This window comes from Methylovorus glucosotrophus, assembly GCF_009858335.1.
Taxonomy (GTDB): Bacteria; Pseudomonadota; Gammaproteobacteria; order Burkholderiales; family Methylophilaceae; genus Methylovorus; species Methylovorus glucosotrophus.
On the sequence record NZ_VMSE01000001.1, the window covers coordinates 1 to 26082 of the forward strand.

Annotated in this window: 26 protein-coding genes; 9 read left to right on the plus strand and 17 right to left on the minus strand. The window is 55.2% G+C overall.

All coding sequences use genetic code 11. The features are described 5' to 3' along the window. Window positions 1-407: 407 nt before the first annotated feature. Window positions 408-1610 (minus strand): tyrosine--tRNA ligase, encoded by a 1203-nt coding sequence (tyrS, locus tag FNL37_RS00005; protein WP_159354724.1) that lies wholly within the window; start codon window positions 1608-1610, stop codon window positions 408-410. Window positions 1611-1707: 97 nt separating this feature from the next. Here tyrS and FNL37_RS00010 point away from each other — a divergent pair, with 97 nt between their 5' ends. From FNL37_RS00010 to gltA, 3 genes are all read left to right on the plus strand, one after another. After that, the gene (locus FNL37_RS00010; protein ID WP_015829104.1) at window positions 1708-3054 is read left to right on the plus strand and encodes an OapA family protein; all 1347 of its coding nucleotides are present in this window, start codon (window positions 1708-1710) and stop codon (window positions 3052-3054) included. A 69-nt stretch (window positions 3055-3123) separates the two neighbouring features. Next, a complete protein-coding gene (locus FNL37_RS00015; protein WP_159354725.1) occupies window positions 3124-4218 on the plus strand; it encodes an anhydro-N-acetylmuramic acid kinase in 1095 nt (364 codons plus the stop codon). A gap of 42 nt (window positions 4219-4260) precedes the next feature. Further along, window positions 4261-5556: a citrate synthase gene (gene gltA / locus FNL37_RS00020; RefSeq protein WP_190274882.1), complete on the plus strand. Its 1296-nt coding sequence runs from the start codon at window positions 4261-4263 to the stop codon at window positions 5554-5556. A 96-nt stretch (window positions 5557-5652) separates the two neighbouring features. Here the strand turns inward: gltA and erpA are convergent, their stop codons facing one another. The 14 genes from erpA to FNL37_RS00090 all read right to left on the minus strand — a co-directional run bounded on the left by erpA (window position 5653) and on the right by FNL37_RS00090 (window position 17453). Then, window positions 5653-6003 carry an iron-sulfur cluster insertion protein ErpA gene (erpA, locus tag FNL37_RS00025; RefSeq protein WP_013440888.1) on the minus strand — a complete coding sequence of 117 codons (351 nt, stop codon included), beginning with the start codon at window positions 6001-6003 and terminating at the stop codon, window positions 5653-5655. A 56-nt stretch (window positions 6004-6059) separates the two neighbouring features. Further along, window positions 6060-6464, minus strand: coding sequence for a bactofilin family protein (locus tag FNL37_RS00030; protein WP_170291274.1), 405 nt, complete (start codon window positions 6462-6464; stop codon window positions 6060-6062). 27 nt (window positions 6465-6491) lie between these two features. Next, a complete protein-coding gene (locus tag FNL37_RS00035; protein WP_159354727.1) occupies window positions 6492-7205 on the minus strand; it encodes a DUF6776 family protein in 714 nt (237 codons plus the stop codon). A 2-nt stretch (window positions 7206-7207) separates the two neighbouring features. After that, window positions 7208-8248, minus strand: coding sequence for an N-acetyl-gamma-glutamyl-phosphate reductase (gene argC, locus FNL37_RS00040; RefSeq protein ID WP_159354728.1), 1041 nt, complete (start codon window positions 8246-8248; stop codon window positions 7208-7210). Between the two features lie 150 nt (window positions 8249-8398). After that, window positions 8399-8791: a 30S ribosomal protein S9 gene (rpsI, locus tag FNL37_RS00045; RefSeq protein ID WP_013440884.1), complete on the minus strand. Its 393-nt coding sequence runs from the start codon at window positions 8789-8791 to the stop codon at window positions 8399-8401. 9 nt (window positions 8792-8800) lie between these two features. Then, the gene (gene rplM / locus FNL37_RS00050; protein ID WP_013440883.1) at window positions 8801-9241 is read right to left on the minus strand and encodes a 50S ribosomal protein L13; all 441 of its coding nucleotides are present in this window, start codon (window positions 9239-9241) and stop codon (window positions 8801-8803) included. Window positions 9242-9334: 93 nt separating this feature from the next. Further along, window positions 9335-10210, minus strand: coding sequence for a 4-hydroxybenzoate octaprenyltransferase (ubiA, locus tag FNL37_RS00055; protein WP_015829098.1), 876 nt, complete (start codon window positions 10208-10210; stop codon window positions 9335-9337). Then, window positions 10207-10755, minus strand: a complete 549-nt coding sequence (locus tag FNL37_RS00060) for a chorismate--pyruvate lyase family protein (protein WP_159354729.1) — start codon at window positions 10753-10755, stop codon at window positions 10207-10209. Before FNL37_RS00060 ends, ubiA begins: the two co-directional genes overlap by 4 nt. A gap of 22 nt (window positions 10756-10777) precedes the next feature. After that, complete coding sequence (gene recG / locus FNL37_RS00065) at window positions 10778-12829, minus strand: ATP-dependent DNA helicase RecG (protein WP_159356123.1); 2052 nt, start codon at window positions 12827-12829, stop codon at window positions 10778-10780. A 32-nt stretch (window positions 12830-12861) separates the two neighbouring features. Beyond that, window positions 12862-13242: a RidA family protein gene (locus FNL37_RS00070; protein WP_013440879.1), complete on the minus strand. Its 381-nt coding sequence runs from the start codon at window positions 13240-13242 to the stop codon at window positions 12862-12864. A 55-nt stretch (window positions 13243-13297) separates the two neighbouring features. Beyond that, complete coding sequence (locus FNL37_RS00075) at window positions 13298-15520, minus strand: RelA/SpoT family protein (RefSeq protein WP_013440878.1); 2223 nt, start codon at window positions 15518-15520, stop codon at window positions 13298-13300. A 137-nt stretch (window positions 15521-15657) separates the two neighbouring features. Next, window positions 15658-15870 (minus strand): DNA-directed RNA polymerase subunit omega, encoded by a 213-nt coding sequence (gene rpoZ, locus FNL37_RS00080; protein WP_013440877.1) that lies wholly within the window; start codon window positions 15868-15870, stop codon window positions 15658-15660. 20 nt (window positions 15871-15890) lie between these two features. Then, window positions 15891-16499: a guanylate kinase gene (gene gmk, locus FNL37_RS00085; protein ID WP_159354730.1), complete on the minus strand. Its 609-nt coding sequence runs from the start codon at window positions 16497-16499 to the stop codon at window positions 15891-15893. Between the two features lie 87 nt (window positions 16500-16586). Further along, window positions 16587-17453: a YicC/YloC family endoribonuclease gene (locus tag FNL37_RS00090; protein WP_159354731.1), complete on the minus strand. Its 867-nt coding sequence runs from the start codon at window positions 17451-17453 to the stop codon at window positions 16587-16589. 169 nt (window positions 17454-17622) lie between these two features. Between FNL37_RS00090 and FNL37_RS00095 the strand changes: the two genes are divergently transcribed. From FNL37_RS00095 to hemW, 6 genes are all read left to right on the plus strand, one after another. After that, window positions 17623-18564, plus strand: coding sequence for a serine/threonine protein kinase (locus FNL37_RS00095; RefSeq protein WP_159354732.1), 942 nt, complete (start codon window positions 17623-17625; stop codon window positions 18562-18564). After that, on the plus strand, window positions 18561-19463 hold the full coding sequence (locus FNL37_RS00100; protein WP_013440873.1) for a PP2C family protein-serine/threonine phosphatase: 903 nt from the start codon (window positions 18561-18563) through the stop codon (window positions 19461-19463). Before FNL37_RS00095 ends, FNL37_RS00100 begins: the two co-directional genes overlap by 4 nt. 95 nt (window positions 19464-19558) lie before the next feature. Next, window positions 19559-20275 (plus strand): ribonuclease PH, encoded by a 717-nt coding sequence (rph, locus tag FNL37_RS00105; protein WP_015829091.1) that lies wholly within the window; start codon window positions 19559-19561, stop codon window positions 20273-20275. A gap of 1 nt (window position 20276) precedes the next feature. Continuing rightward, entirely contained in the window at window positions 20277-20882 is a 606-nt protein-coding gene (gene rdgB / locus FNL37_RS00110) for an RdgB/HAM1 family non-canonical purine NTP pyrophosphatase (protein WP_159354733.1), read from the plus strand. After that, complete coding sequence (locus FNL37_RS00115; RefSeq protein WP_013440870.1) at window positions 20879-21097, plus strand: hypothetical protein; 219 nt, start codon at window positions 20879-20881, stop codon at window positions 21095-21097. The genes rdgB and FNL37_RS00115 overlap by 4 nt, the downstream gene beginning before the upstream one ends. A gap of 16 nt (window positions 21098-21113) precedes the next feature. Continuing rightward, complete coding sequence (gene hemW, locus FNL37_RS00120) at window positions 21114-22331, plus strand: radical SAM family heme chaperone HemW (RefSeq protein WP_159354734.1); 1218 nt, start codon at window positions 21114-21116, stop codon at window positions 22329-22331. A gap of 66 nt (window positions 22332-22397) precedes the next feature. Here hemW and FNL37_RS00125 read toward each other — a convergent pair whose 3' ends face one another. Together FNL37_RS00125 and FNL37_RS00130 are read right to left on the minus strand one after the other, a co-directional pair. Then, on the minus strand, window positions 22398-25028 hold the full coding sequence (locus tag FNL37_RS00125; RefSeq protein WP_159354735.1) for a cellulose synthase subunit BcsC-related outer membrane protein: 2631 nt from the start codon (window positions 25026-25028) through the stop codon (window positions 22398-22400). Beyond that, window positions 25025-26002 (minus strand): family 8 glycosyl hydrolase, encoded by a 978-nt coding sequence (locus tag FNL37_RS00130; RefSeq protein WP_244948156.1) that lies wholly within the window; start codon window positions 26000-26002, stop codon window positions 25025-25027. Before FNL37_RS00130 ends, FNL37_RS00125 begins: the two co-directional genes overlap by 4 nt. Between the last annotated feature and the right edge of the window lie 80 nt (window positions 26003-26082).

Sequence of the window (26082 nt, forward strand, 5' to 3'; positions counted from 1 at the left end):
TCACACCTATCGATTGTTCAGTTTGTTAAAGAGCAGGTACTTCTTACTTCGCTTTCACTCATCAACGTTTCCGTTGAGAGGTGCGCATTATACAGACCGTTTTAATTCAGTCAAGAGAAATTTTGCTGCTAACTTCTCTGCACACCGCGTTGTTACTAGCGAGCCGCGCATTATACAGACCGTTTTTACTTGGTCAAGCGAAACATAAAATCTTTTGTTTCGCCCTGTTTTGCACTGCCGCTTTCTCAAGCGAGCCGCGCATTTTACAGACCAAATTTATTTGGTCAAGGGAAATTTTCTACTGCTTGATTTCCTGCCCGACGTCGCCGTTGAAGCGAGCCGCGCATTCTACGGATTGGCCGAATGACGTCAATACCCAATCCGCGATTATTACAAATTATTTACAATTAACCGCGATTGATAGTAATGCGGGCAAATTTGCGCTTACCAACCTGCGCCACTACTGTTACGCCAGCCGCCAGTTGCAGAGCCTTATCTTCAACCTTCTCAGTATCCAGCTTAACGCCGCCTTGCTCTATCATGCGCAACGCCTCGGAGGTGCTTGCGACCAACCCGGCCTGCTTCAGCAAGGCGGCAATACCTATCTGATCCTGAGCCAGTGCGATACTTACCTCAGGCACATCGTCCGGTATTCCACCTTTGGAGCGCAGGGAGAAATCTGCCAGCGCCTGCTCTGCAGCTTCGGCAGAATGGAAACGGGTGACCAGCTCCTGGGCAAACCTTACCTTTATATTGCGAGGATTTTCACCCGCCTCTACCGATTGCTTCCAGGATGCAATGGTTTCCATGGACTCAAACGACAGCAACTCTATATAACGCCACATCAAAGTATCGGATATGGACATCAATTTACTGAAGATGTCGTTTGCTGGTTCCGCTATACCTATATAGTTACCGAGCGACTTGGACATCTTATTGACGCCATCAAGCCCTTCCAGCAAAGGCATGGTCAACACGCATTGCGGCGATTGGCCATAATGCTTTTGCAATTCACGCCCCATTAGCAGGTTGAATTTCTGATCCGTACCGCCGAGCTCCAGATCCGCTTTCAGCTCCACGGAGTCATATCCCTGCAATAAAGGATAGAGGAATTCATGAATAGCGATAGGCTGATTATTTTTATATCGCTTGCTGAAATCATCGCGCTCCAGCATGCGGGCGACAGTATGTGTCGCCGCCAGCTTTAACATGCCGGCAGCCCCTAGCTGACTGATCCAGGCAGAGTTAAAAACTACTTCCGTTTGCTCAGGCTTTAATATCTTGAAAACCTGGGCTTCATACGATTTGGCATTTTCCTGAACCTGCTCAGCCGTCAGCGGTGGCCGAGTAGCACTCTTGCCGGTTGGGTCGCCGATCATTCCGGTGAAATCGCCTATCAAAAAGAGCACGTGATGCCCAAGCTCTTGCAACTGACGCAATTTGTTGAGCAATACAGTATGCCCCAGATGCAAATCAGGCGCGGTGGGATCAAAACCGGCCTTGACGCGCAAAGGTCGGCCCAGCTTGAGCTTTTCTACCAGCTCTTGCTCAATCAGCAGTTCATCGCATCCGCGCTTGATCAGCGCCAAATCTTCATTTAAAGCACGCATTCTTTGTTATCTTTCATGCCTCTGGCATTTTGCCTTCACCAGGAATAGGTTTTCTGTTAGCATCCCCTATCCCTATCATGTATTTGAGGTAGCTCCAGTGCAGCGAAGCGAACCTAGTTCCAAACCCGGCATTTTATCGCAAAACCGCAGATTTAAAGAACGAAAGCTACGCCTCCGCTGGTTATTGGCCTTTTCAAGCCTTCCTCTATTCGGCATTTTCACGGCATTCGGTATTGCGCCACAGACTTCGGTTCAAGACATCAACATCCATACCGTGGTCGAAAATATTGAGCTTCCCGAGACAATTGCGCCGATGGTGCAAGTGGATGCGCAAAATAGTTCGTTCTGGCAAGCAGACCAGATCCGGCGCGACGATACCCTCGCCAGCTTGCTTTCTCGGCTCAATATCACGAATGATGATGCCATTGAATTCCTCAAGCGCAACCCTGATGCCAGAGCATTGGCAACACAACTACGCCCAGGCAGATCCATTCAGGCACAAACCAATCAGGATGGTCAGCTATTAAAGCTGCAATACCAGACTGACAACAACTCTACCCTGCATGTAGAACTAACCGCGAACGGCTATGAAGCTCATGTCGCTGAAACAGTGATGGAAACTCATCCTGTCCTGAAATCTGCAGAAATCAAAAGCTCGCTTTTCGGCGCTACCGATGAAGCGGGCATTCCTGATGCGATTGCCATACAACTGGCCGAGATATTTTCTTCGGATATCGATTTTCATAGCGATCTCCGCCGTGGGGACCGCTTTGTGGTCGTCTATGAAGCGAGCTATTGGAATGGGGAACTGGCCCGCACTGGCCAAGTACTGGCAGCCGAATTCATTAATGACGGCAAAACCTATCGTGCCGTCAGGTATCGCAACCCCGAAGGTCAAGTCAGTTATTACACGCCTGAAGGCAAAAGCCTGCACAAGTCTTTCCTGCGCTCTCCATTAGAGTTCAGCCGTATCAGTTCTGGTTTCAGCCTCGGTCGTTTCCATCCGATTCTGCAAAAAATGCGTGCGCATAAAGGCGTGGATTACGCCGCACCCATTGGGACTCGAGTCAAAGCCTCCGCCGATGCCGTCGTGGATTTTGTCGGTGTCAAAAGCGGGTACGGCAATGTTGTTGTGCTGCGCCATCAAAACGGCATCAGCACGGTATACGGGCACTTATCCCGATTTGCTGCGGGTTTGCATCGCGGTAGCAAAGTCAGTCAAGGGGACATCATTGCCTACGTGGGCATGACAGGCTTGGCCACTGGTCCGCATCTTCATTATGAGTTTCTGCTGAACGGCCAGCATCGCGATCCGCTCACCGTGGCCTTGCCTAACGCTGTTCCGATTGCGCCAAAATACAAAGCTGACTTTCTGGCCAACAGCAGCAAGCTGGTTGCCCAGTTACAGCTGCTGATCAGCAGCAACCTTGCCTCTCTCGAGTAATCCTTTCCATGGACTGCCATCTCACAGGCTCAGGTGAATATCGTATTCACTTGAGCATCGTCTAGTTCTATGTCAACCGAGCTTTATATCGGCATGATGTCCGGCACCAGCATGGACGGCGTCGATGCGGTTATTGCGGAATTGGACGGGCATAGCTGCCATGTACGCCACACCTATTCCATTCCTTATTCTGCCGAGTTACGTGCTGCATTGCTGGATTTGCACACGCCCGCCCATAATGAGCTTGAGCTGGCCGCAAGCGCAGCCAATCAGCTAGCCCATCTTTACGCCGAGACAGTACGTGCCCTGCTGGCAAGTGCGTATGTTGATAAATCGCGTATCCGCGCCATTGGCTGTCACGGTCAAACCATTCGCCATCGCCCGGAGTTGGGTTTTACGCTGCAACTGGGCAATGCGGCATTGCTGGCTGAGTTACTCGACATGACAGTCATCGCGGACTTTCGGAGCCGTGATGTTGCCGCAGGCGGCCAGGGAGCACCGCTGGTGCCCGCCTTTCATCAGGCTGTATTTGCTCACCCACAAGCGAATCGCGCCGTCATCAATATCGGTGGGATTGCCAATATCACAGACTTGCCAAGCGCAGGCGAGGTCAGGGGCTTTGACTCCGGGCCCGGCAATATGCTGATGGATGCCTGGACAGAGAAACATCTGGGCGAGCGATATGATGCAGGGGGCCGATGGGCCGCAACGGGCACGGTGATCGAAAAATTGCTCCAGCAATGGCTGCAATATCCCTATTTTAGTGCATCCCCGCCCAAAAGCACGGGCAGGGACAGCTTCAATATGACCTGGCTGGGGCAACATCTGGAAGATGCATATGCACCTGAAGATGTGCAGCGCACCTTGCTTGAGCTGACTGCGAGGAGCATTGCCAATGCCATCAACGACTTTTGCGACAATGTGGACGAGGCTTATATATGTGGCGGCGGGGCGCACAACACCCTGCTACTGGAACGCTTGCAGGAGCTGCTGCCAGCGATCAAGATCCGCTTAAGCGATAGCTTGGGGATAGGCGTAAATTGGGTGGAGGCGGCAGCCTTTGCATGGCTGGCTCAACAATGCATGGAAGGCAAACCTGCCAACCTGCCAGCAGTTACCGGCGCCAAAGGGCCGCGTATTCTGGGCGCGATTTATGCTAGGTAATTTGGCATTCACCGCCGCATTCACTAAAATACAAAAATGACTATGACAAAGCCCACCAAAGTAACACTCACTTTTGACAATGGCGCCCCTCCCATTGAATTGCCTGTCGTTTCAGGCAACTTGGGTAGCGACGTCATTGATATTCGTAATCTCGGCAAGCACGGCGTATTTACTTACGACCCTGGCTTTTTATCGACAGCCTCTTGCAGCTCAAATATCACCTTTATTGATGGCGACGAAGGCCTGCTCTACTATCGCGGCTATCCCATTGAGCAATTGGCCAAGAATTGCGACTTCCTTGAAGTCTCGTATTTGCTCATGCACGGGGAATTGCCCGATGCCACGCAGAAAAAATCGTTTACTGACAGCATTGCGCAGCACACCATGCTGCACGATCAGCTGACCAACGTTTTCCGTGGATTCCGCCGCGATGCTCATCCCATGGCTGTCATGGTAGGCGTCGTGGGGTCCATGTCCGCGTTTTATCATGACGCCATGGATGTCAAGGATCCACAGAGCCGCAAAATATCCGCCTATCGCCTGCTCTCCAAAGTGCCGACCATCGCTGCCTGGAGCTACAAATACAATATAGGCGAACCGTTCATGTATCCGCAGAACCGGTTCAATTTTGCGGAAAACTTCATGCACATGATGTTTGCGACGCCGTGTGAAACGTATGAACCGAATCCGATTCTGGCAAAAGCCTTTGATCGCATCCTGATTCTGCATGCGGATCATGAACAGAACGCCTCAACCTCCACAGTGCGCCTGGCAGGCTCCAGCGGTGCCAATCCATTCGCCTGTATTGCCGCAGGGATTGCGTCGCTCTGGGGCCCTGCGCATGGCGGTGCAAACGAAGCCACCCTGAACATGCTGGAAGAAATTGGCGATGTGAGCCGCATAGGCGAATTCATCAAGCGCGCCAAGGATAAATCGGATTCTTTCAGACTCATGGGTTTTGGGCATCGCGTCTATCGCAATATGGACCCACGTGCGGCCATCATGCGTGAAACCTGTCACCAGGTGCTGGATGAACTCGGCTTGCATGATGATCCAATGTTCAAGCTGGCACTCAAGCTGGAGCAAATTGCGCTGGAAGATGAGTATTTTGTCAGCCGTCGACTTTACCCGAATGTCGACTTCTATTCCGGTATCGTCATGCGCGCCATGGGCATTCCAAATTCCATGTTCACCGCAATTTTTGCCCTTGCCCGCACCGCTGGCTGGGTATCACAGTGGAACGAGATGATGTCGGATCCGGAAGCCAAGATCGGTCGACCACGTCAACTTTACACAGGCTCAACCCGTCGCGATTTTGTGCCGATTGATCAGCGATAACTGGATGTAGCACCAAATAAAAAAGGAGCCATAGGCTCCTTTTTTATTGATTGAAATTAACCGACCCGTTTCGGGGCCCGGTTAATCCACGTTCATTTATACCGAGAAAGACGAACCGCAACCACACGTCGTCGTCGCATTCGGATTGCGAATCACAAACTGTGAACCCTGCAGGCTATCCTGATAATCGATCTCGGCACCTGTCAGATATTGCAGGCTCATCGGGTCGATCAGCAGTGTCACGGTATCTTTCTGCACCTGGGTGTCGTCTTCGTTCACCGTATCTTCAAAAGTAAAGCCATACTGGAAACCGGAGCAGCCGCCACCGCTAACAAAAACGCGCAGTTTGAGGTCAGGCGAGCCTTCCTCTTCAATCAATTCCTTTACTTTCTTGGCAGCGTTGTCCGTAAAGACCAAAGGGCTTGGCATTTCAGTAATCGCGTTCATTTTTCACACTCCTTAAATTCTTAATAAAATCATTATCCTGCGGACTTGATAGCAGGTCAATCTTCCAGCGTTTTATTATCCTTCGCAGGGGACTCTTTATCGTCACCCAGGTAAACAAGCTTTCCTTCAATGACAGCGCCCGTATGCATTTCCAGCGTTTGATAATGCACATCTCCGACAATGCGTGATTTGCTCTGCAACTCAAGATAATGACTGGCACGAACCGGGCCGTTCACATTGCCATTCAGTACCGCATGCGCAACCTTGATGGCCCCATCGATACTGCCATGCTCGCTTAATACCAAGGTACAGGCACTGGCCTCTGCTTCCGTCACATCACCTTTGATTTTTCCATCAACCCGCAGCCCTCCATTGAATCTGACATTACCCTCGATGCTGGACTCTACGCCGATCAAGGTATCAATGCGGCTTTGCGGCTTATTCTTGTTTCTGGAAAACATCATGACCCTTTCATGGTTGAGTATTCGCTACTGAGCAGGAATCTCTACCTTTTCACTTATATTGGCACGGGTTGCCCCTTTTTCAACAAATTCCAGCAATAAATATCCAGATTTGACATTGGCGGGCAAAGAAAATTTACCGTCCACCTGTTGATAATATTTAAAACTCAGATTTTGTTTCAGATTGGGGTTGCCCTGTAGCGAAATAGCCTGAGGTTCCACTCCACCTGCCGGCGCTCCATATAACGTCAACGTCAGGCTACCGTCGACAACTTTATCATGGTTGCCTGCCTGCATCAGCAGAATGTGGTAATCATAATCCCCATTGCCCAGCGCTTTATTCACCTTGAAGGTATGAAGACGTATCTCCCGTAAAGCCTTGCGTTCACTGAAGATATTTTGATAAAAGCCAATATCTTCCTTGAGCCGCATACTCTCTGCCTGCACGCTATCCAGCTCTCGTGACAAGTTGGCTTGGGCTGCCCGCTCCACCTGCAATTGGCGCTCAGCCTGCACGAGCTTGAACTGCATAACCTGGTTTCGCGCATCCACATCTGCCAATTTTTGATGTATGCCACGGACTTGGCTCCCGGCAAATTGTACATAGGCCGCACCATAGCCCACAACAAGGGCAACAAGCGCCGTCAAAGGCAACCAATACCAGGCCAGATGCGCACGCACAGCAACACGATGCGCAGTCGCACCGAAGTGTCGCCGTAGCTTGCGTTTGACAGATCGCATTGTTAAGGCAGCAAGGGCACGATTTCCAGCCCTGCATTCTCAGCAAAGCCGAACATGATGTTCATATTTTGCACAGCCTGCCCGGCAGCCCCCTTGACCAGGTTATCGATAACCGACAATACGACAACCGTGTCGCCACCTTGTGGCCTATGCACAGCAATACGGCATTGGTTGGAACCTCTCACCGAGCGCGTCTCAGGATGCGCCCCCTTGGGCAGCACGTCTACAAAACGCTCATTAGCGTAGCGTTGTTCAAATAAAGCCTGCAAATCAGCCTCTTTATTCAGCCGGCCATACAGAGTGGCGTGAATACCCCGAATCAACGGCGTCAAATGCGGTACAAAGGTTAAGCCCACTGGCTTGCCTGCCATATGGGTCAGGCCTTGACTGATTTCCGGCAAATGGCGATGCCCTGCTACACCATACGCCTTGAAATTGTCTCCAGCTTCAGCAAACAGAATATGCGTTTCCGCCTTGCGGCCAGCGCCACTCACCCCGGACTTGGCATCTGCAATCAAGTATTGAGGATCAATCAGCCCCGCTTCGAGAAGCGGCATAAACCCAAGCTGCACCGCCGTGGGATAGCATCCTGGATTTGCCACCAGCTGCGCAGCCTTGATTTGTTCACGATTCATTTCCGGCAAGCCATATACCGCCTGTGACAAAAGCTCCGGACAGGCATGGGTCATGCCATACCATTTTTCCCAGGTAGCCACATCCTGAATGCGGAAGTCAGCTGCCAAGTCGATAATCCGCACCCCCGCTGCCAGCAACTCTCTGGTCTGCTGCATGGCAATACCATTAGGCGTGGCAAAAAAGACCAGGTCACAGCTGGCCAAGTCTGATTTGGCCGGATCACTAAAGCTCAAGTCGATATAGCCGCGCAAGCTGGGAAACATGTCTGCCACGGGCAAACCAGCTTCGCCACGCGACGTAATCACACTCAACTCCACCGATGGGTGGATCGCCAGTATTCTTAGCAACTCAACACCGGTATAGCCAGTGCCGCCTACAATACCTACCTTGATTTTAGATGTTTGCATGATCTGATTTCTATGAATAAAACGCCAGCTTAAGCTGGCTTTGTTGCGCTTATGGTATCAAAGCTTACGGGGCTCACCTAACCGATTGAGTGTGCGAAAAGCAAAAAGCCGCACAAGTGCGGCTTTTTGTACATGGTAAAGCAGTCCTGCTTAACGCTTGGAGAACTGTTTACGACGACGTGCTTTACGGAAGCCGACTTTCTTACGCTCAACTTCACGTGCATCGCGGGTAACGAAGCCTGCCTTGGACAGGGCGCTCTTCAGCGCTGCATCGTAATCTACCAGTGCACGGGTAATACCGTGGCGAACTGCACCAGCCTGACCGGACTCACCGCCGCCATCCACATTGACCATGATGTCAAAGCTGGCAACGTTGTCGGTCAATTCCAGTGGTTGACGCACGATCATGCGTGAAGTCACGCGGGAGAAATACTGGTCAACAGGCTTGTCGTTAACAACGATATTGCCGCTGCCGGACTTAATGAAGACACGAGCTACCGAGCTTTTGCGGCGGCCAGTACCGTAGTTATATTTACCAATCATCGTTTATCCTTACGCTTGGCTTTGAATAGTCAAAGGTTGTGGCTGTTGTGCCGCGTGGTCATGCTTAGGACCAGCATATACCTTCAGCTTGCGGAACATGGCATAGCCCAGAGGACCCTTGGGCAGCATGCCCTTGACAGCCTTTTCCAGCGCGCGACCAGGAAAGCGGTCTTGCATCTTGGCAAAGGTCGTGGTGGAAATACCGCCTGGGTAACCAGAGTGGCGATGGTACAGCTTGTCGCCTGCCTTGTTGCCGGTTACTTTGATCTTGTCGGCGTTAACCACGACAATGTAATCGCCCGTATCCACGTGCGGAGTGTAAATCGTTTTATGCTTGCCACGCAGACGGTGGGCAATCTCGCTGGCCAGTCGGCCCAGCACCAGATCCGTGGCATCTACCACGAACCAGTCGCGCTTTACTTCATGCGCTTTTGCAGAAAAGGTCTTCATCGGACAACCATTAATCGCTGAAAAAATTAAGAGGCGGATTTTATGTCACGCAAGTAACGCTTGTCAAACGATATATTGCGTTTGCTAGCGGTTTTATGACGAAAAATGAAGAGCATAACTTGCTGCCAGCCCGAAAAACACCACCGCACCCAACCAGTTATTATGCAAAAACGCCTTGAAGCAGCGTGCTGGTTGACGCTCACGAATGAGCAGGTAGTGGTAAACCGCGAGCATGGCGGCAATGATCAAACCGAGATAATAAGGCCAGTCCAAGCCATAATGAAGGCCCGTAAGGAGCAATACTCCCAGCAAGACTCCGTACGATAGCATAATGGCCGCCACATCCCTAGGACCAAAAAAGATAGCCGAAGAACGGATACCGATCTTCAGGTCATCCGCCCGATCCACCATGGCGTATTCCGTATCATAAGCGATGGCCCAGAACACGTTTCCCAGCAGCAGAAACCAGGCAATGCCAGGGATGCTACCCGTCTGTGCGGCATATGCCATGGGAATGCCAAAACCAAAGGCCACGCCAAGATAGGCCTGGGGAATCGCAATCACGCGCTTGGTCAATGGATAGCTGGCCGCCAGGAACAGGGCCGGGAAAGACAGTAGCACCGTCAGCTTGTTTAATTGCATGACCAATGCGAAAGCGATCAGGCTTAATATCATCGCCAGCAACAATGCCTCTTTAACACTGACCTCACCCGTCGCCAGGGGGCGATGGCGCGTGCGAGCGACATGCCCATCAAAATTGCGATCCGCCATATCGTTCATGACACAGCCAGCGGCCCGCATAAGCACCGTACCCAAGACAAACACCGCTAATACTTTCAGGTCTGGTTTGCCGGCACTGGCGAGCCACAGCGCCCAGAGCGTGGGCCACAGCAGCAGCAGTATGCCGATGGGTTTATCCATGCGCGTCAATCGCCAGTAGGCGCTACTCTTCTTCACTAGCCAGTTCATAAGGTTAAGACCGAGGGTAAAAAAACTTCCGTGACCAGAATGGCGGAACACTCAAGGTGAAAGACCGAGCGCCTTGCCCACACGTAGGCTGGTTTATTGTGCAAATGCGCCACAGCCTGCCTGTATAGCGCATGCTGCGCTGTCAGTTTGCGATAACTTAATGGCGCACGACTCACCCGGGGATTGGAAAACAGCATGGAACCCAGCGAACGGTTCCCCAACCGCCCGAGACCACGCCAGGCGCCACGCAAACTCGATTGTGGCAACACACTGGATGCATAGACGGCTGGCGCGCCATTGCAAAGCAAATGCACGTTTCGCATCAGGGAAGTACGCCGCGAAGGGATACCCAGTAACACGGCATCTTCCAGAGCAGGCATTGCCTGCCTCAAGCCAAGCGTATGAACGGCGAATGTTGTCGAACGGGATTGCAGGCGTTGCGTCAGAGATGCCGTCTCTACCAGCCATGAGCGATAGGCGCCGCTGCCTATCGGTTGGCGCAACCAGTGCTGACGTTGTTGGGGGAAGGCGCGGACAATTCTCACGGCGCTATTATCGCAGGCTCAATCACACTTTGACCAATTCTTGGGCCTGATGCAGCCAACGCTGCAAATGCGCTTCGGCTGCCTGGGGATGCTTTTGCAATAACCAGTCAGCCATGGCCTGAGCTTCCTCCAGCAACCCGGCATCTCTTTCCAGGTCGGCAATCTTCAGCATGGGGGTACCACTCTGCCGGATGCCCATGAACTCACCCGGCCCCCGCAAGTGCAAGTCGGCCTGGGCAATTTCGAACCCATCACTCGATTCATAAATAATCTTGAGGCGCGCACGCGCCGTTTCCGACAACGGCGTCTGGTAAAGCAGAATGCAGGCACTACTGGCGGCCCCCCGCCCTACCCGCCCACGCAGCTGATGCAATTGCGAAAGCCCCATGCGCTCGGCGTGTTCTATCACCATCAGGCTGGCATTCGGCACATCCACCCCGACCTCAATCACCGTCGTCGCCACCAGCAAATGGATTTGATTGGCGGCAAACGCTTGCATGACGGCCTGCTTGTCGGCCGGTTTCATGCGGCCATGCACCAACCCCACCTGCAACTCGGGAAACGCCTCTTGCAATGCCATATGGGTATCCACGGCCGTCTGTAGCTGCAAGGCTTCACTTTCTTCGATCAGAGGGCAAACCCAATAGGCTTGCCTGCCCTGACTGCAAGCTGCACGCACCCGCTCGAAGACTTCTTCACGGCGCGCATCGGATACCAGCTTGGTCACCACCGGGGTTCTCCCGGGCGGCAGCTCATCAATCACCGATACATCCAGATCGGCAAAATAGCTCATGGAAAGCGTACGCGGTATCGGCGTGGCACTCATCATCAGCTGATGCGGCTGTGCGCCCTTCTGCCGCAGCGCCAGGCGTTGCTGCACACCAAAACGATGCTGCTCATCCACAACCACGAGGCCAAGCCTGGCAAACTGTACCTGGTCCTGAAACACGGCATGGGTGCCGATCACCAGTTGCGCCTCGCCACTGGCAATCGCGGCCAAAGCCTCTGCTCTCGCCTTTTTGCCCTGGCTGCCAGCCACCCACACCACGCGCACCGGAGCTGCGCCAGCCGCCAGATTTTGCAGCCAGGTATTCAGCTTATTGAAATGCTGCTCGGCGAGAATCTCGGTAGGCGCCATGATGGCCGCTTGCCAGCCATGCTCAATCGCCTGCAAGGCAGCCATGGCCGCCACAATGGTCTTGCCGCTACCAACATCGCCTTGCAACAGGCGCTGCATGGGATAACTGCGGCCAAGATCGTGCTGAATATCGGTGAATACGCGCTGCTGGGCTGCTGTCAGGCCAAACGGCAGGGATTTCAATAATGCGGAGACCAGCTTTTTGGAAGGCGGCATGGCAGGCGCGCCCAGACCACGACGACGGGCGTAATGCTTGCGCATGGAAATCTGCTGAGCCAGCAGCTCGTCAAATGCCAGGCGTTGCCAGGCGGGGGTAGTTTTTTCCTGCAGGGCATGCTGATCAGCATCGGGTGGCGGATAGTGCAACTGCAGCAGGCTTTGCTGAAAATCAGGCCAGGCTTTGCCCTGATACACCTTGGCCGGCAGAAGTTCATCATGGCTGGCCGTCTCAAGGGCGCGCCCTATCCATTTCCGCAGCGAAGGCTGCGACAAGCCTGCCGTGGTCGGATAGACCGGCGTCAAGGTCTGCTTGACCGCAGCCCCTTCTCGCACCGGCTTGCACTGCGGGTGCACCATTTCATAGCCGAAAAAGCCATTCCTCACTTCACCCAGTGCGCGCAAACGGTTGGCTTCTTTCAGCGCCGCAATCTGACTGGGATAAAAATTGAGAAAGCGCAAGGTCAGGATGCCACTGGCATCCTGCAATCTTGCAATCAGGGCTTTACGGGGTTTGTACTGGACTTCGGCATGAATAATCTCGCCTTCGACCTGCGCCTGCTCGCCGAGCCGCAGGTCGCGAATCGGCGTTACGTGCGTTTCATCCACATAGCGCAGGGGCAGGTGGAGGAGCAAGTCTTCAATACTATGAATGCCAAGCTTGCGCAGCCCGCTTAGCACCGGCTGCGTGATGCCCTTGAGGTCTTGCAGCGGTTTCAGAGACTATCCTTGCCAGCGGAGAAATTAAAGACTCAGGCGAGCACCATGACGGCATCGGCTTCCACCAGCGCACCACGTGGCAGTGTGGCGACGCCAACGGCAGCACGCGCAGGATAAGGCTCGCTGAAATATTCAGACATGATGGAATTGACCAGGGCAAAGTGACCGAGATCGGTCAGAAAAATATTCAGTTTCACGACATCCGCCAGAGAACCACCAGCCGCTTCAGCCACGGCCTTGAGGTTGGTGAATACACGATGCACCTGTGCTTCAATACCCTCTACCAGCTCCATGCTGGCGGGGTCCAGGCCAATCTGCCCTGACAGGTAAACGGTGCCATTGACGGCAACCGCCTGCGAGTAAGTGCCAATCGCTTTAGGAGCGTGGTCGGTATGGATGATCTTTTTTGCCATGGTTTTCCTCAGGTCTTGGTTTTCAGGATATTAGGTTTGCGTGATGTAGCCGAGCCTACTGTATGCGCTGTTCGGTGCCGGCACCCTTGACGCGATTGATGCGCACCACGTCAGGAATCTTGCGGATACGCCGCATCAGTTCGGCCAGGTGCACGCGATTTTCCACCTGCACGGTGAAATGCATATTGGTATAGGCACTGCTGTCTGACTCTTCCATGCTGACATGGTCAATATTGGAGCCCGCCTCGGCAATGGTAGATGCGATCTGCGCCAGCATGCCGCGCTGATTGGCGACCACCAGCTTCAGGTTCACATTGAACAGGCGCTTGCCATCCGGATCCCATTCGACATCCAGCCACTTTTCGGGGTCGACACGGAATTTGCGAATGGCCGGGCAATCATGCGTATGAATGACCAGTCCCTTGTCCTTGTTGATAAAGCCAAGGATGGGGTCGCCAGGTATCGGGCGGCAGCATTGGGCGAACTGCACCGCCATGCCCTCGGAGCCGCGTATGGTGATCGTGCCTAGCGGTTTGTTGGTATGCTTGGCATGGCGCTCGCCCTGCTCTTCGCTCATCGCCAGCAGTTGATGCGCGACCATGACATTCAGCCGCTTGCCCAGGCCGATATCGGTGAGAATTTCTTCCTTGTTCTTGGCGCCATAATCGCGCAGCAGTTTCTGCCAATGCGTGTCGTCGATCTTCGCGACATCCGCATGCAACGCGCGCAAGGCCTGGTTGAGCAAGCGCTCACCAAGATGGGCAGATTCGGTCGTCTGCAAGGACTTGAGAAAATGGCGGATATGCGCCCGCGCCTTGCCGGTGGCAACATAATTGAGCCAGGCCGGGTTGGGGTGCGCATGGGCAGCGGTGATGATCTCCACATGGTCACCGTTATGCAGCTCGGTACGTAACGGCGCCAGTTCCTGATTGATCTTGACGGCTACGCAGCGATTGCCAATATCCGTATGCACGGCGTAGGCAAAGTCCACCGCCGTCGCGCCTTTGGGCAGCGCCATGATCTTGCCCTTGGGCGTAAATACATACACCTCATCCGGGAACAGATCGACCTTGAAGTGCTCGAGAAACTCCAGCGAGTCCGTGCTTTCGCTCTGGATATCCAGCAAGCGCTGCAACCATTGGTGGGTCTGCTGCTGCAGTTCCGTCAGATGCGCGTCAGTGGTTTTGTACAGCCAGTGGGCCGCTACGCCCGCATCAGCAATGTTATGCATCTCGCGGCTGCGTATCTGCACTTCAATCGGTGTGCCAAACGGGCCAAACAGCGTGGTGTGCAGCGACTGGTAGCCATTGGCTTTGGGGATGGCGATGTAATCCTTGAACTTGCCTGGGATAGGCTTATACAAACCGTGCAATACTCCCAGCGCCAGATAGCAGCTGGACAAATCCTTGACGATGATGCGGAAACCGTAAATGTCGTAGATCTGCGAAAAGGTCACAGTTTTACCGGTCATCTTGCGGTAAATACTATAAAGATGCTTTTCGCGCCCCGTCACCTCGGCTTCTATGTGCATCTCGCCCAGGCGCTCGCGTATGGCATCCAGAATCTTGCCAACCACTTCCTTGCGATTGCCGCGCGCAGCCAGAATCGCCTTGGAGATGACCGAATAGCGCATGGGATACAAATGCTTGAAGCTGAGATCTTCGAGCTCCTGGTAGATGGCATTCAGCCCCAGGCGATTGGCAATGGGCGCGTAAATTTCCAGGGTTTCGCGCGCAGTGCGACGGCGTTTTTCCGGAGTCATCACCCCCAGCGTACTCATGTTGTGCAGGCGGTCGGCAAGCTTGACCAGAATGACGCGCACGTCTTGCGACATCGCCAGCAGCATCTTGCGGAAGTTTTCCGCCTGGGCTTCGGTCTCGGTACTGAACTTGATCTTGTCCAGCTTGGAAAGTCCATCCACCAGCTCGGCTACCTGTTTGCCAAAGCGCTCACTCACCTCCTGGGTGGTGACACCAGTATCTTCCACCACGTCGTGCAATAAGGCGGCCACCAGCGTTGGCACATCCATATGCAGCTCGGCCAGGATGCAGGCCACCGACACCGGGTGCGTGATATACGGCTCGCCGCTCTTGCGCAGCTGGCCGGTATGCGCCATATCGCTGAAACGATACGCCGCCCAGACCTGTTCAATATCTTCGGGCTTGAGGTAAACCCGCAAGCGCTGCGTCAGTAGCGAATCTTCGCTATCGGCGGGCAATAGGGGGGCTGCCACATGTTTCAGCGACTCTGCTGGACGTTTGGCTACCAATTTAGGCATGCTGACTCAACCACCTGTGACTATCCATAAGCTTCTAAAGGGTTTTACCAAAAAAACAAGGCACCGATTGAACACACATAATGCCTTCAAACAGCGCCTTGCTTGATCTTCGGTGCATCTAGCACCGGATGTTGAACTTAGGCTTGGCCGCGGTTCAGCACTTCCAGACCGACCTTGCCGGATGCGATTTCGCGCAATGCCAGCACTGTGGGCTTGTCCTTCTGGCCATGGGTATTGACCAAAGGTTCCGAGCCGTTGGCCAATTGGCGCGAACGGTACGCTGCTACCAGCGTCAGTTGAAAGCGATTAGGGATTTTTTCGAGACAATCATCTACTGTCATGCGAGCCATGTGTTATTCCTCCGTATGATCTATATGAGTTTTTCCAGCAGATCCTGGTGCCGCAGCAACTGCTTTTCGCGCTGCAAACGCTGGGTGCGGATGATGGCGCGCAGATCATTTAGCGCCACCTCAAAATCGTCGTTAATTGTAACATAGTCGAACTCGACCACATGGCGCATCTCATCGCGAGCAGCCGCCAGTCGACGGGCAATCACCTCGGCGCTATCCTGCCCACGGCCGTGCAGGCGCTGCTCCAGCGCCTCCAGCGAAGGTGGCAGAATAAAAATGCTGATGGCTTGCGGGTAAAGACTGCGCACTTGGGCAGCGCCCTGCCAGTCAATCTCCAGAATCAGGTCATTGCCTTGCTGCAACACGCTTTCCACCCGGCTTTGCGATGTTCCATAGCGCGCACCATGCACATGCGCACTTTCCAGAAAGTCGCTGGCTTCCAGCATGCGCATGAATTCAGCCTCTTCCACAAAGTGATAATGCACCCCGTCCACCTCGCCTGGTCGCGGCTTGCGGGTGGTGTACGACACCGATAGCTGGATCTGGCTGTCTGACGCCAGCAATTCGCGCACCAGACTGGTTTTGCCCGCGCCAGAAGCTGCGGTGATGATAAATAGATTGCCTGTCATGCTCGTGATTTCTTTTAAATGGTCTGCGCCGGCTGGCGGCGATTGCAAGATGGGCTGCCCGTTTCCGCGCTGCCCTTTCAAATGTGATTACTCGATATTTTGAATCTGTTCACGCATCTGTTCAATCAATACTTTAAGCGCCATCGCGGTTTGCGATACTTCGGTTGAGACCGACTTGGAACCCAGCGTATTCGCTTCGCGATTCAGCTCCTGCATCAGGAAATCCAGACGCTTGCCGGCGGCGCCCTTGGCACCGAGAATGCGCTTCACCTCTTCAATATGCGCGGTGAGGCGTGTGAGCTCCTCGTCCACATCCACGCGTTGTGCAAACAGCACCAGCTCCTGCCGCACGCGCTCTTCATCCACCGATTTCAGCGCCTCCTGCAGCTTGGCAACCAGGCGCTCCTGATAGGCCTTGATCTGCAATGGCAACAGCGGCTTGACCTGGGCAACTTCGCGCTCCATCTCGGCCAGGCGCTCGCGGATCACCGCGGCCAGCTTGGCCCCTTCACGTGCCCGCGCGGCGCTCATGTCCTGCAACACCTGCTCCAGAATCGCTCTGACCTGATCCCCCAGCGCAGCCGTATCGATGCCATCGCTCATCACCACACCAGGCCAGCGCAGAATATCAGCTACGGTCAACGGTGCACTGGCAGGCATGTGCTGCTGTACATCGGCTGACAGCTTGGCCAGCTGCTGCACGATGCTGACATCAAGCTCGGCTTTTTTCGTAGCATCCTGGCTGCGCATCAGGCTCATGCGGCACTCCACCTTGCCACGGCCCAGATGGGCTGCAATCAGTTCGCGTGCCATGGGCTCAAAACTGCGCAGACTGTCATCCAGCTTCATGTGCAATTCAAGATAGCGGTGATTGACGGAGCGCAACTCGATAATGAGGGTAACGCCGCTGACCTCGCGCTCCAGCGAGGCAAATCCGGTCATACTGAATGTCATGGAAAATTCCTGGGGGAGATGAAGATTTTAAAGTTGGGGCATGGTATCAAATCCCGCCGGATTCATGCCAAAATAAGCTGGTGCCTCGCCGCGGCGGCACATGGTTTTCTGATGATGATGCGCATTTTTTATTCATGCCACGGCCGACACTTGGGATGTATCGTTCAGTATGCAGGCTACGCAAAACCAGTCTCTCCCCATTGGACACCCGCTACAGGACTATGTCATCAAGAAGGTTCTGAGCGCGGGTGGCTTCAGCGTGGTCTACCTGGCCGAGGATGCCAGCAAGAATACCGTCGCTATCAAGGAGTATCTTCCTACCGGTCTTGCCTTGCGCAGCGAAGGCAGCAAAGTGCAGATCAACTCCGCCGCCGCCTCGACCAATTTCAAGCATGGCCTCAAATGTTTTTTTGAAGAAGGGCGAGCACTCGCTACCATCGAACACCGCAATATAGTGCGGGTGCTGAATTTTTTCCGCGCCAATGATACCGTTTACATGGTCATGCAATACGAGCGTGGCAAATCCCTGCAGGCTTCCATCCTCAACCAGTCGCAACCCTTGGGGGAGAATTTCATCCGTCGCGTTTTCTGCGAGTTGCTGAATGGCCTGCGTGAAGTGCATGCCCGCAAGCTGTTACATCTGGACATCAAGCCCGCCAACATCTATATCCGGCTCGATGGCTCGCCTGTGCTGCTGGATTTCGGCTCGGCCCGGCAAACATTGTCCGCCACCCAGCCCAGCCTGCCGCCCAGTTATACGCCGGGCTTTGCCTCCCCCGAGCAATACTTCGACAAGACCCTGCTGGGGCCATGGAGCGATATCTACAGCGTGGGCGCCAGTATGTATGCCTGTATCAGTCGCGGCACGCCACCCGCCGCCGATGCCCGCCGCAAGGAGGATAAACTCATCCCCGCCGTCCGCCTCGGCAAAGCCCATTACTCGCCGGCACTGCTGGAAATTATTGATCGCTGCCTGGCACTGGACCACATGCAACGCCCGCAAAGCGTGCTGACCCTGCAGAAAATGCTGGCGGACAATATCCCCAGTGCGCCAGTCGCCAAAGCCGGCCTGATGGACAAGCTTCGTCAGTACTTGCGGCCAGACACATGAAATTCAGCATTTACCAAAGCAGCCGCAAAGGGCCGCGCGCGCATAATCAGGACCGGCTGGCCTATGCTTACAGCCGCGATGCCGTGCTGATGGTGCTGGCCGATGGCATGGGTGGCCATCGCCACGGTGAAGTGGCGGCTCGCATGGCCGTCAAAACCCTGACCGAGGATTTCAAAAAAAGAGCGGTAGACCTGCTACCGCATCCCGGACGTTACCTGATGGAGCAAATCCAGATCATTCATCAGGCCCTGCATCAACTCAAGCACACCCAGCATATGCTCGAGGCACCATGCACTACCATCGTGGCCGCCATTATTCAGCAGCATCGTCTGTACACCGCCCATGTGGGCGACTCCCGCCTTTATCATTTCCGCAGCGGGCGCAGCATTTACCACACAGAGGATCACTCCGTGGTGCAAAAGATGTTTCGCCAGGGCTTGCTGCATCGCGATGAGATGGCGCGTCATCCGGAGCGTCACAAAATCTATAACTGCCTGGGCAGTAGCCATACGCCCAAAATCGAGCTGACGCCCCCGCGCAAGCTGATGGATGGCGACATTCTGCTGCTGTGCTCGGATGGCCTGTGGTCAGGCTTGAGCGAAGAACAAATGGCCGAGATGATCTACCAGCATCCGGTCGACATTGCCATTCCCAGGATGCTGGAAACTGCCGAGGAGCAAAATGGCAGTGAAGGCGACAATGCCAGTGCCATCGGGCTGCGTCTGGGCCAAGCCGAGCTGATGCTGTCTTCTCATGATATGGCGATGGGTGCCATCACCACCATTCTGAACCCGGTGACCGAAAGCGCAGGTCAGGCAGAAGATGTCGAGCTCAGCGAAGCGCAGATAGACCTGGCAATTGCCGAGATACAGGCCGCCATTAGCAAATCACGCGGCTAGTCGCCTGCCAGGCGGCGCCGTTTCACGTGGAACCCGGCATTATTGAATTCCCCATGACTGGCTTATAATCAGGGTTTTGACAGAGCGAAACCATCATGCGCCCCAGCCAGCGAGAAACCCACCAGCTACGCCCCATTGAAATCATCCGGCACTACACCAAGCATGCCGAGGGCTCGGTACTCGTCAAATTTGGCGATACCCATGTACTGTGCACCGCCAGCGTGGACGAAAAAGTACCCGGGTTTTTGCGCGGCAAAAATCAGGGCTGGGTAACCGCAGAGTACGGCATGCTGCCCCGCTCTACCGGCAGCCGCATGGACCGCGAAGCGGCACGCGGCAAGCAGAGTGGGCGCACACAAGAAATTCAGCGCCTGATTGGCCGCTCCCTGCGCGCTATCATCGATCTGGAAAAACTGGGCGAGCGCAGCATACAGATAGACTGTGATGTGATTCAGGCTGACGGCGGCACCCGCACCGCCAGCATCACCGGCGCCTATGTCGCCCTGCATGATGCCATCAGCCGTTTGCTGGCGCAGGGTCTTATCAGCGAATCGCCCTTGCGTGATTCGGTCGCTGCGGTGTCGGTCGGTGTATACCAGGGCACGCCGGTGCTGGACCTTGACTACATTGAAGATTCAGACTGTGATACCGACATGAATGTCGTGATGACAGGCAGCGGCGGCTACGTGGAAATTCAGGGCACGGCTGAAGGTGTGCCGTTTCAGCGTGCCGATATGGATCGCATGCTGGACCTCGCCGCCGCAGGCATACGTGAGCTGACCAGCCTGCAAGCCAAGGCGCTGGGCTTGTAACATGGCGCTGCCCTTCAACCAACTGGTGATCGCCAGCGGCAACGCTGGCAAGTTGCGTGAGATCCGCCATCTGCTGGCGCCGCTCGACCTGGAAATCATCCCACAATCGACCCTGAATGTGCCGGAAGCGGAAGAGCCCTACTGCACGTTTATTGAAAATGCGTTGACCAAGGCGCGCCATGCCAGCCGCCATACCGGATTGCCCGCGCTGGCCGATGATTCCGGCCTGTGCGTGGATGCCCTGCAGGGCGCGCCTGGCGTGCTGTCAGCGCGTTATGCCGGTGAACCAAAATCGGATGCCCGTAATAATGCGAAACTGCTGGAGGTCATGCAGGGTCTCACCCAGCGGCAGGCACATTTTTATTGCGTGATCGTGCTGGTGCGGCATGCTGACGACCCGGAACCGCTGATTGCCGAAGGCGTATGGCAAGGCGAGATACTGGACTCATTGCGCGGCGAAGATGGCTTCGGCTATGACCCTTTGTTTCTGGATGCCAAAACCGGCAAGACCGTCGCCGAATTACCCCTGGATATTAAGAGCCGCATCAGCCATCGAGGCCAGGCCATGGCCCGCTTGCTGCATAGGCTGGAGAGATTGGCAACATGAGTAGCAACGACTGGCCCAAATGGGTACGTGATGACAACAGCGTGGTCTCCTGCACCGAAAAAGTGAAGGTGATGACCGAGAATTTTGACGAGCTGAAACAGATTGCGCAGGATGCGCTGGAGGACGGCCTGTTGATGGAAGTCTCCGAGCAGCAGATGCGTGACGCCTTGCACCAGCTGGTCGACAGCCTGATCAATCCGTACAACAAAGCTTAGCGCTTATCCGCGCCGCATGATACCCATCATTCCGATTGCGCCTGCCCCGGTGACTGAAAATCCGCTGGTCGGCCAGCTCACCAGCAGCGGCCTGCGCAATCCGCCACCACTCAGCCTGTATATCCATATCCCCTGGTGCGTGCGCAAATGCCCTTATTGCGATTTCAATTCACATGAGTCGCGCAACCCTATCCCGGAAAGCGCCTATGTTGATGCGCTGATTGCCGACCTTGAGCAAGCCACGCCGCTGGTATGGGGCCGCAAGGTGCGCAGCATCTTTTTTGGTGGTGGCACGCCCAGCCTGTTCAGTGCGGAGTCCATAGACCGCATTCTCAGTCATGTGCGCATGCTCACACCGCTGGAATACGAAGCGGAAATCACGCTGGAAGCCAACCCTGGTACTTTTGAAGCGGAACGCTTTGCAGGCTACCGTGATGCCGGGGTCAACCGCATTTCCATTGGTATACAAAGTTTTAATCCGCGCCATTTGCAGGCCTTGGGGCGCATACATAACAGCGAAGAAGCGCAATACGCCGCCGAGCACGCCATCAAGATTTTCGGCAACGTCAATCTGGATTTAATGTACGCGCTGCCTGAACAAACGCTGGAAGAAGCGCTGCAGGATATGCGCACCGCCATTGCGTTAGGCCCCACGCACATCTCCGCTTATCACCTGACACTGGAACCCAACACCCCGTTTTACTACAAGCCACCGGCTCTGCCCGACGATGACACCAGCGCCACCATGCAGGAAGCCATCGAACATCTGCTGGCAGAACATGGCTATGGCCATTACGAAACCTCGGCCTTTGGCAAAGCGGGCAAACGTTGTCGGCATAACCTGAATTACTGGGTGTTTGGGGATTATCTGGGCATCGGTGCGGGCGCTCACAGCAAGCTGAGCTTTCACGACCGCATTCTGCGGCAATCCCGCATCAAGCAACCCAATGCTTACATGAAAGCCGTGGCAGAAACCGGCCACATTGAGGAAGAACGCCTGCTGGACCGGGCTGACCTCGGCTTTGAATTCATGATGAATGCCCTGCGCCTGACCGAAGGCTTTGACCCCATGCTGTTTACCACCATGACAGGACAGGCACTCAGCACGGTGGAACCGGCCCTGCAGCAGGCCGAGCAGCGCGGGCTGATCACCCGCACGCCGGAGCTGATTGCCCCCACCGCGCTGGGGCAGCGCTTTTTGAATGAGCTGTTGCAACTCTTTCTGGAAGAATAAACAGCGCAGTAACCGCGCCAGAGGTCCCAGTCTCGCGGCAGATCACACTCGATCTACCAGCCCGGCTTAATAAAGCCCGTTGAATGTTCTGGTCGGTAAGTCCGTACTTAATACGGATTGCAGCGATTCAAACAATACCCGTAAAAACAGCATGCCCGTCTCGTCCCTGTACTGCGGTGCATTGCGCTCGGAGAGCGCACCGCCGATCTGCAGCCTGTCGTTGATGCGCCAGACACCAGTCGCTTCCGCGGTATAGCTCATGCCATTATTTTTGCTGGAGGCATAGCTATTGCCGTCGTCATTGCCGGGAAACCACGGCGAGGCCGCTTCGGCGATGGACACGGTGGCAAACGCCAGACGCCCCTTCACGATAAACTGCTGGTTTTCACGAGTTAAAAAGTCCAGCGCCGGGCCTATGCTAACAAAGCGTTCCGGGCTGAAATATCCCCCATGCCCCAGCGTGAAATGACTGAGATTTTTTTGATAATGGTCATAATTGAACCCCAACCCCAGCACCGCATATGAAAATGCTGGCAAGTCGAGGTTTTTGCCCACACTGGCAAACACACCCGCATGGCGATTCGTCTCCACACTCTCGCCGTCCAGATATTCCAGGTTAATGGCAGCGCTCACGGACCAGTTATTCCCCAGTTGCTGCAGGCCATTCAAACGAACACCTTTGCGCAGCACGCGCCCCCATTGCTTGCCGGTATAGGGGTCACGCATACCGGTATACGACAGGATGGATTCACGCACCGGCTCTACATACAAACTGCTGGTGAGCGTCGCCAGTTTGCTCATGCTCTGATGCGCCACATAGCCCGTTGGGCGGCTGCTGACCTCGCCGTTATCCGGCGTCATGCCCAAGGCGATATCCCACACATCGTCGCGCCAGCTCACTCGCGGCTCCAGGCCGGTGGTAGAGGTGGTTGGGGAATAGCGCCAGGCACCGGAACTGCCAGAGCCCACCAGCGCATCGCGTGACAATGTGCCGCTATCCAGACGGACCTCGCGCAATGACACATTCAGCTCGCCATAGTTACCCGTCGGCATGCTGGCCTCCAGCACCGGTACCTGACGTATGCTCAACTGCGATAAGCCCTGCGTGCCACTCTTGTCGCGCAACGCGATCCCGGCACCGGCCTGTGGCGCGGCTATGCCACCGGCATCGCCATAGGTGTCAGCATCCAGCGCGCGCGCTTCAAAAAAACGCTTCTGCCCAAACAGCCCTGCCGCCACATGATGCTTGTATTGGCTGGCCAGCGGCTCAGTGGTCGCCAGCGGAGCTATGTCATCTGCCCGGTCCAGCTTGAGATAACTCGCCATGACGCCCGCGGCACTTTCTTCATCCGGCTGCGCCCGGTAAAGGCTGGCAAACACATCGGCAGCCTGTGTGGTATTCCCCAATCCAAACTGGGACCAGGCCTCCATCAGCGAGGCATAGCGAGGCAAGGCCCCGGCCTGCTTTGCCTGCTGCAAGTAGTTCAGCGTCTGCTGACTATCCTGTTGCCCGTAGGCCTGTTTTGCCAGTGCCAGGTAAGCATTCAGCAGCAGATCATTACGCCCGGCATCGTTCGCCGGCAAGCCCTGGGCCACCGTAATCGCTTCTTCGTGATTTTGCTCGCGCGCGAAGACCAAGGCGAGGCCATAGCGTGCATTGTCATTCTGCGGGTCCATTGCCAGTGCGGTCGCAAACAAATCCTGCGCTGCGGCCAGTCGCTCCAGCTTGAAGTCATGCCAGGCCACCAGCAATAGCTGGCTGATATCTTTTCGGGCCACGATCTCTGGCTGCAACTGCTCAAACAGGCGGTCCACCCTGGCATTGTCATGCTGCTTGATGGCAAGCGCCAGACCCTCTACCCCGTTCTGGTATACCAGTTGCTGAAAAAGCTCCTCACCACGCGCCGTACGCGAGGTGGCCGCACCAAGCGCAATCAAGGCCTCCCATTCCTCACGGCTGAGCCAGTGTTGGGCTTTGTACAGAGTGGCGAGCCTGTCTTCTTCCTTCTCGCACTGGGTGACCAGATGCTGCAGCTGCGCTTGCAAGGATTCGCGCTGCCCCAGCGTCGCGCGGGCGGCGGCCAGTGCCCAGGCCTTGTCTATGGCCGCGCAGGAGAAGGCTTCCGGGTATTGCTCACCCAGCTTCACCAGCGCCTCGGTATCCTGCTCGCGGATGACCTGCTCCAGGCGTTGCTCCCTACGCTTTTGCGCCAGCAGCCCCACCAGCTCAGACGGCGCTTTCCAGTCCGGATACTGACTCTGCAGCCTGGCAATGCCCTGCTCCACAAGGTCATACTCATGCTGGTTGAATAGCTTCCACAGGGGGCGGGTATCAGGCGCGCTGGGTGCGGCGTCTTGCTTGGCAGCTACCGCAGCCGGCGCTTTTTTTGCGGGCGTCAGAAAACTGGAAAGCGGCACATTGTTGATCAGCGGCTGGCTTTGCACGCGGCCATTTTTCTCTGGCGTTTGCGATTCGATGGCATCGGATACCGCCTTGGGTTCGCTGATGACATTGGACGGCACAGCCTTGATGGTTGCCTGTGATGCATTTGATTCCTGCTCTGCGACGACTGCCCATGCAGATGGGGTGGCCGTCACCGCGCGCATATTGCCAGCGGCCTCGTCTGCACAAGCAATAACCGGGCATTCGGCCAAGCCGGCCACGGACAGCATCACCACCAGAGCCTTGTATTTCAACGTGCCTGCTCCCCGACCATCATATCGGCCAGCAGCAACAGCGTGGCCGAGTAATAATCCTGCGTGTTGATCGGATAGTCAGGCCGGGGCGCTACCGCTGGAAAACGGCATGTGAGGTCGGCAATATTGAGTATGCCGGGCGCCGCACCATACGGGGCCACTGCATCGTTTTCCATGCTGACGGTAGGCGGCAGATACGGGGTTTTCTGGTAATAGCCCCAGAACGCCTGGAAAGGTGCCAGCAGGTTGGCGTTGGCTTTTTTGCCCCACATGAGGAAAAACGGCACGCGCACTGCGTCATACCCAAATTGCGCCGGGAACCCTGGCGCTGGCGTCACCTTGCTGCCGAGCTGCACCCAGTCAGTGGGCAACTGCCATTTGCCAAAATGACTTTCACGGATGATGGCGACGCCGCTCTCGCCCAGTTGATCCCACAGCGGGTCCGGCGCATACCGACTGAAATCATTCAAGGCCGGAAAAATCCAGTAAGACAGATTGACGATCTGGCCAGCGGGTTTTTCAAAACCTGCCGAGCCGGGCAGAATCACGGGGCCCCACTTGCTCGGCTTTACCAGTAGCCGCTTCACATCGTTGAGAATTGCCTCTGCTGCCTTTTTATACGCGGGCACATGCCATTTATCCGCGGCGCGCAGCAACGCCCACGCCACATACAAGTCGCCATCCGTGGCATTGTTGAAGTCGTTCACCCCTTGTTTGGTGGTCCAGCGCCAGGCGAGCAAGCGATCCTTGCGCACCTGCAGTGCGCTTTGCGTCCACTGCCACAGCCGATCAAAGGTTTTTTGATCGTTGTAATGCACAGCCAGCAGCATGGTGACGCCCTGGCCTTCGGAATGGCTGATGCCGCCATTGCCCACATCCACCACCCGCCCCTCGGCCAGCACAAAGCGCTGCTTGAATTCCGTCCAATCGGCCTGGCCTGCCATGGCAGAAGCGCTGCCAAATTGAACTAGCAAACCCAGCAGCAGTGCCTTAAAGTAAGATAAAGACTTATCCCTCATAAACATAACGTCTCTCAAAAATGACTGACAGGGTA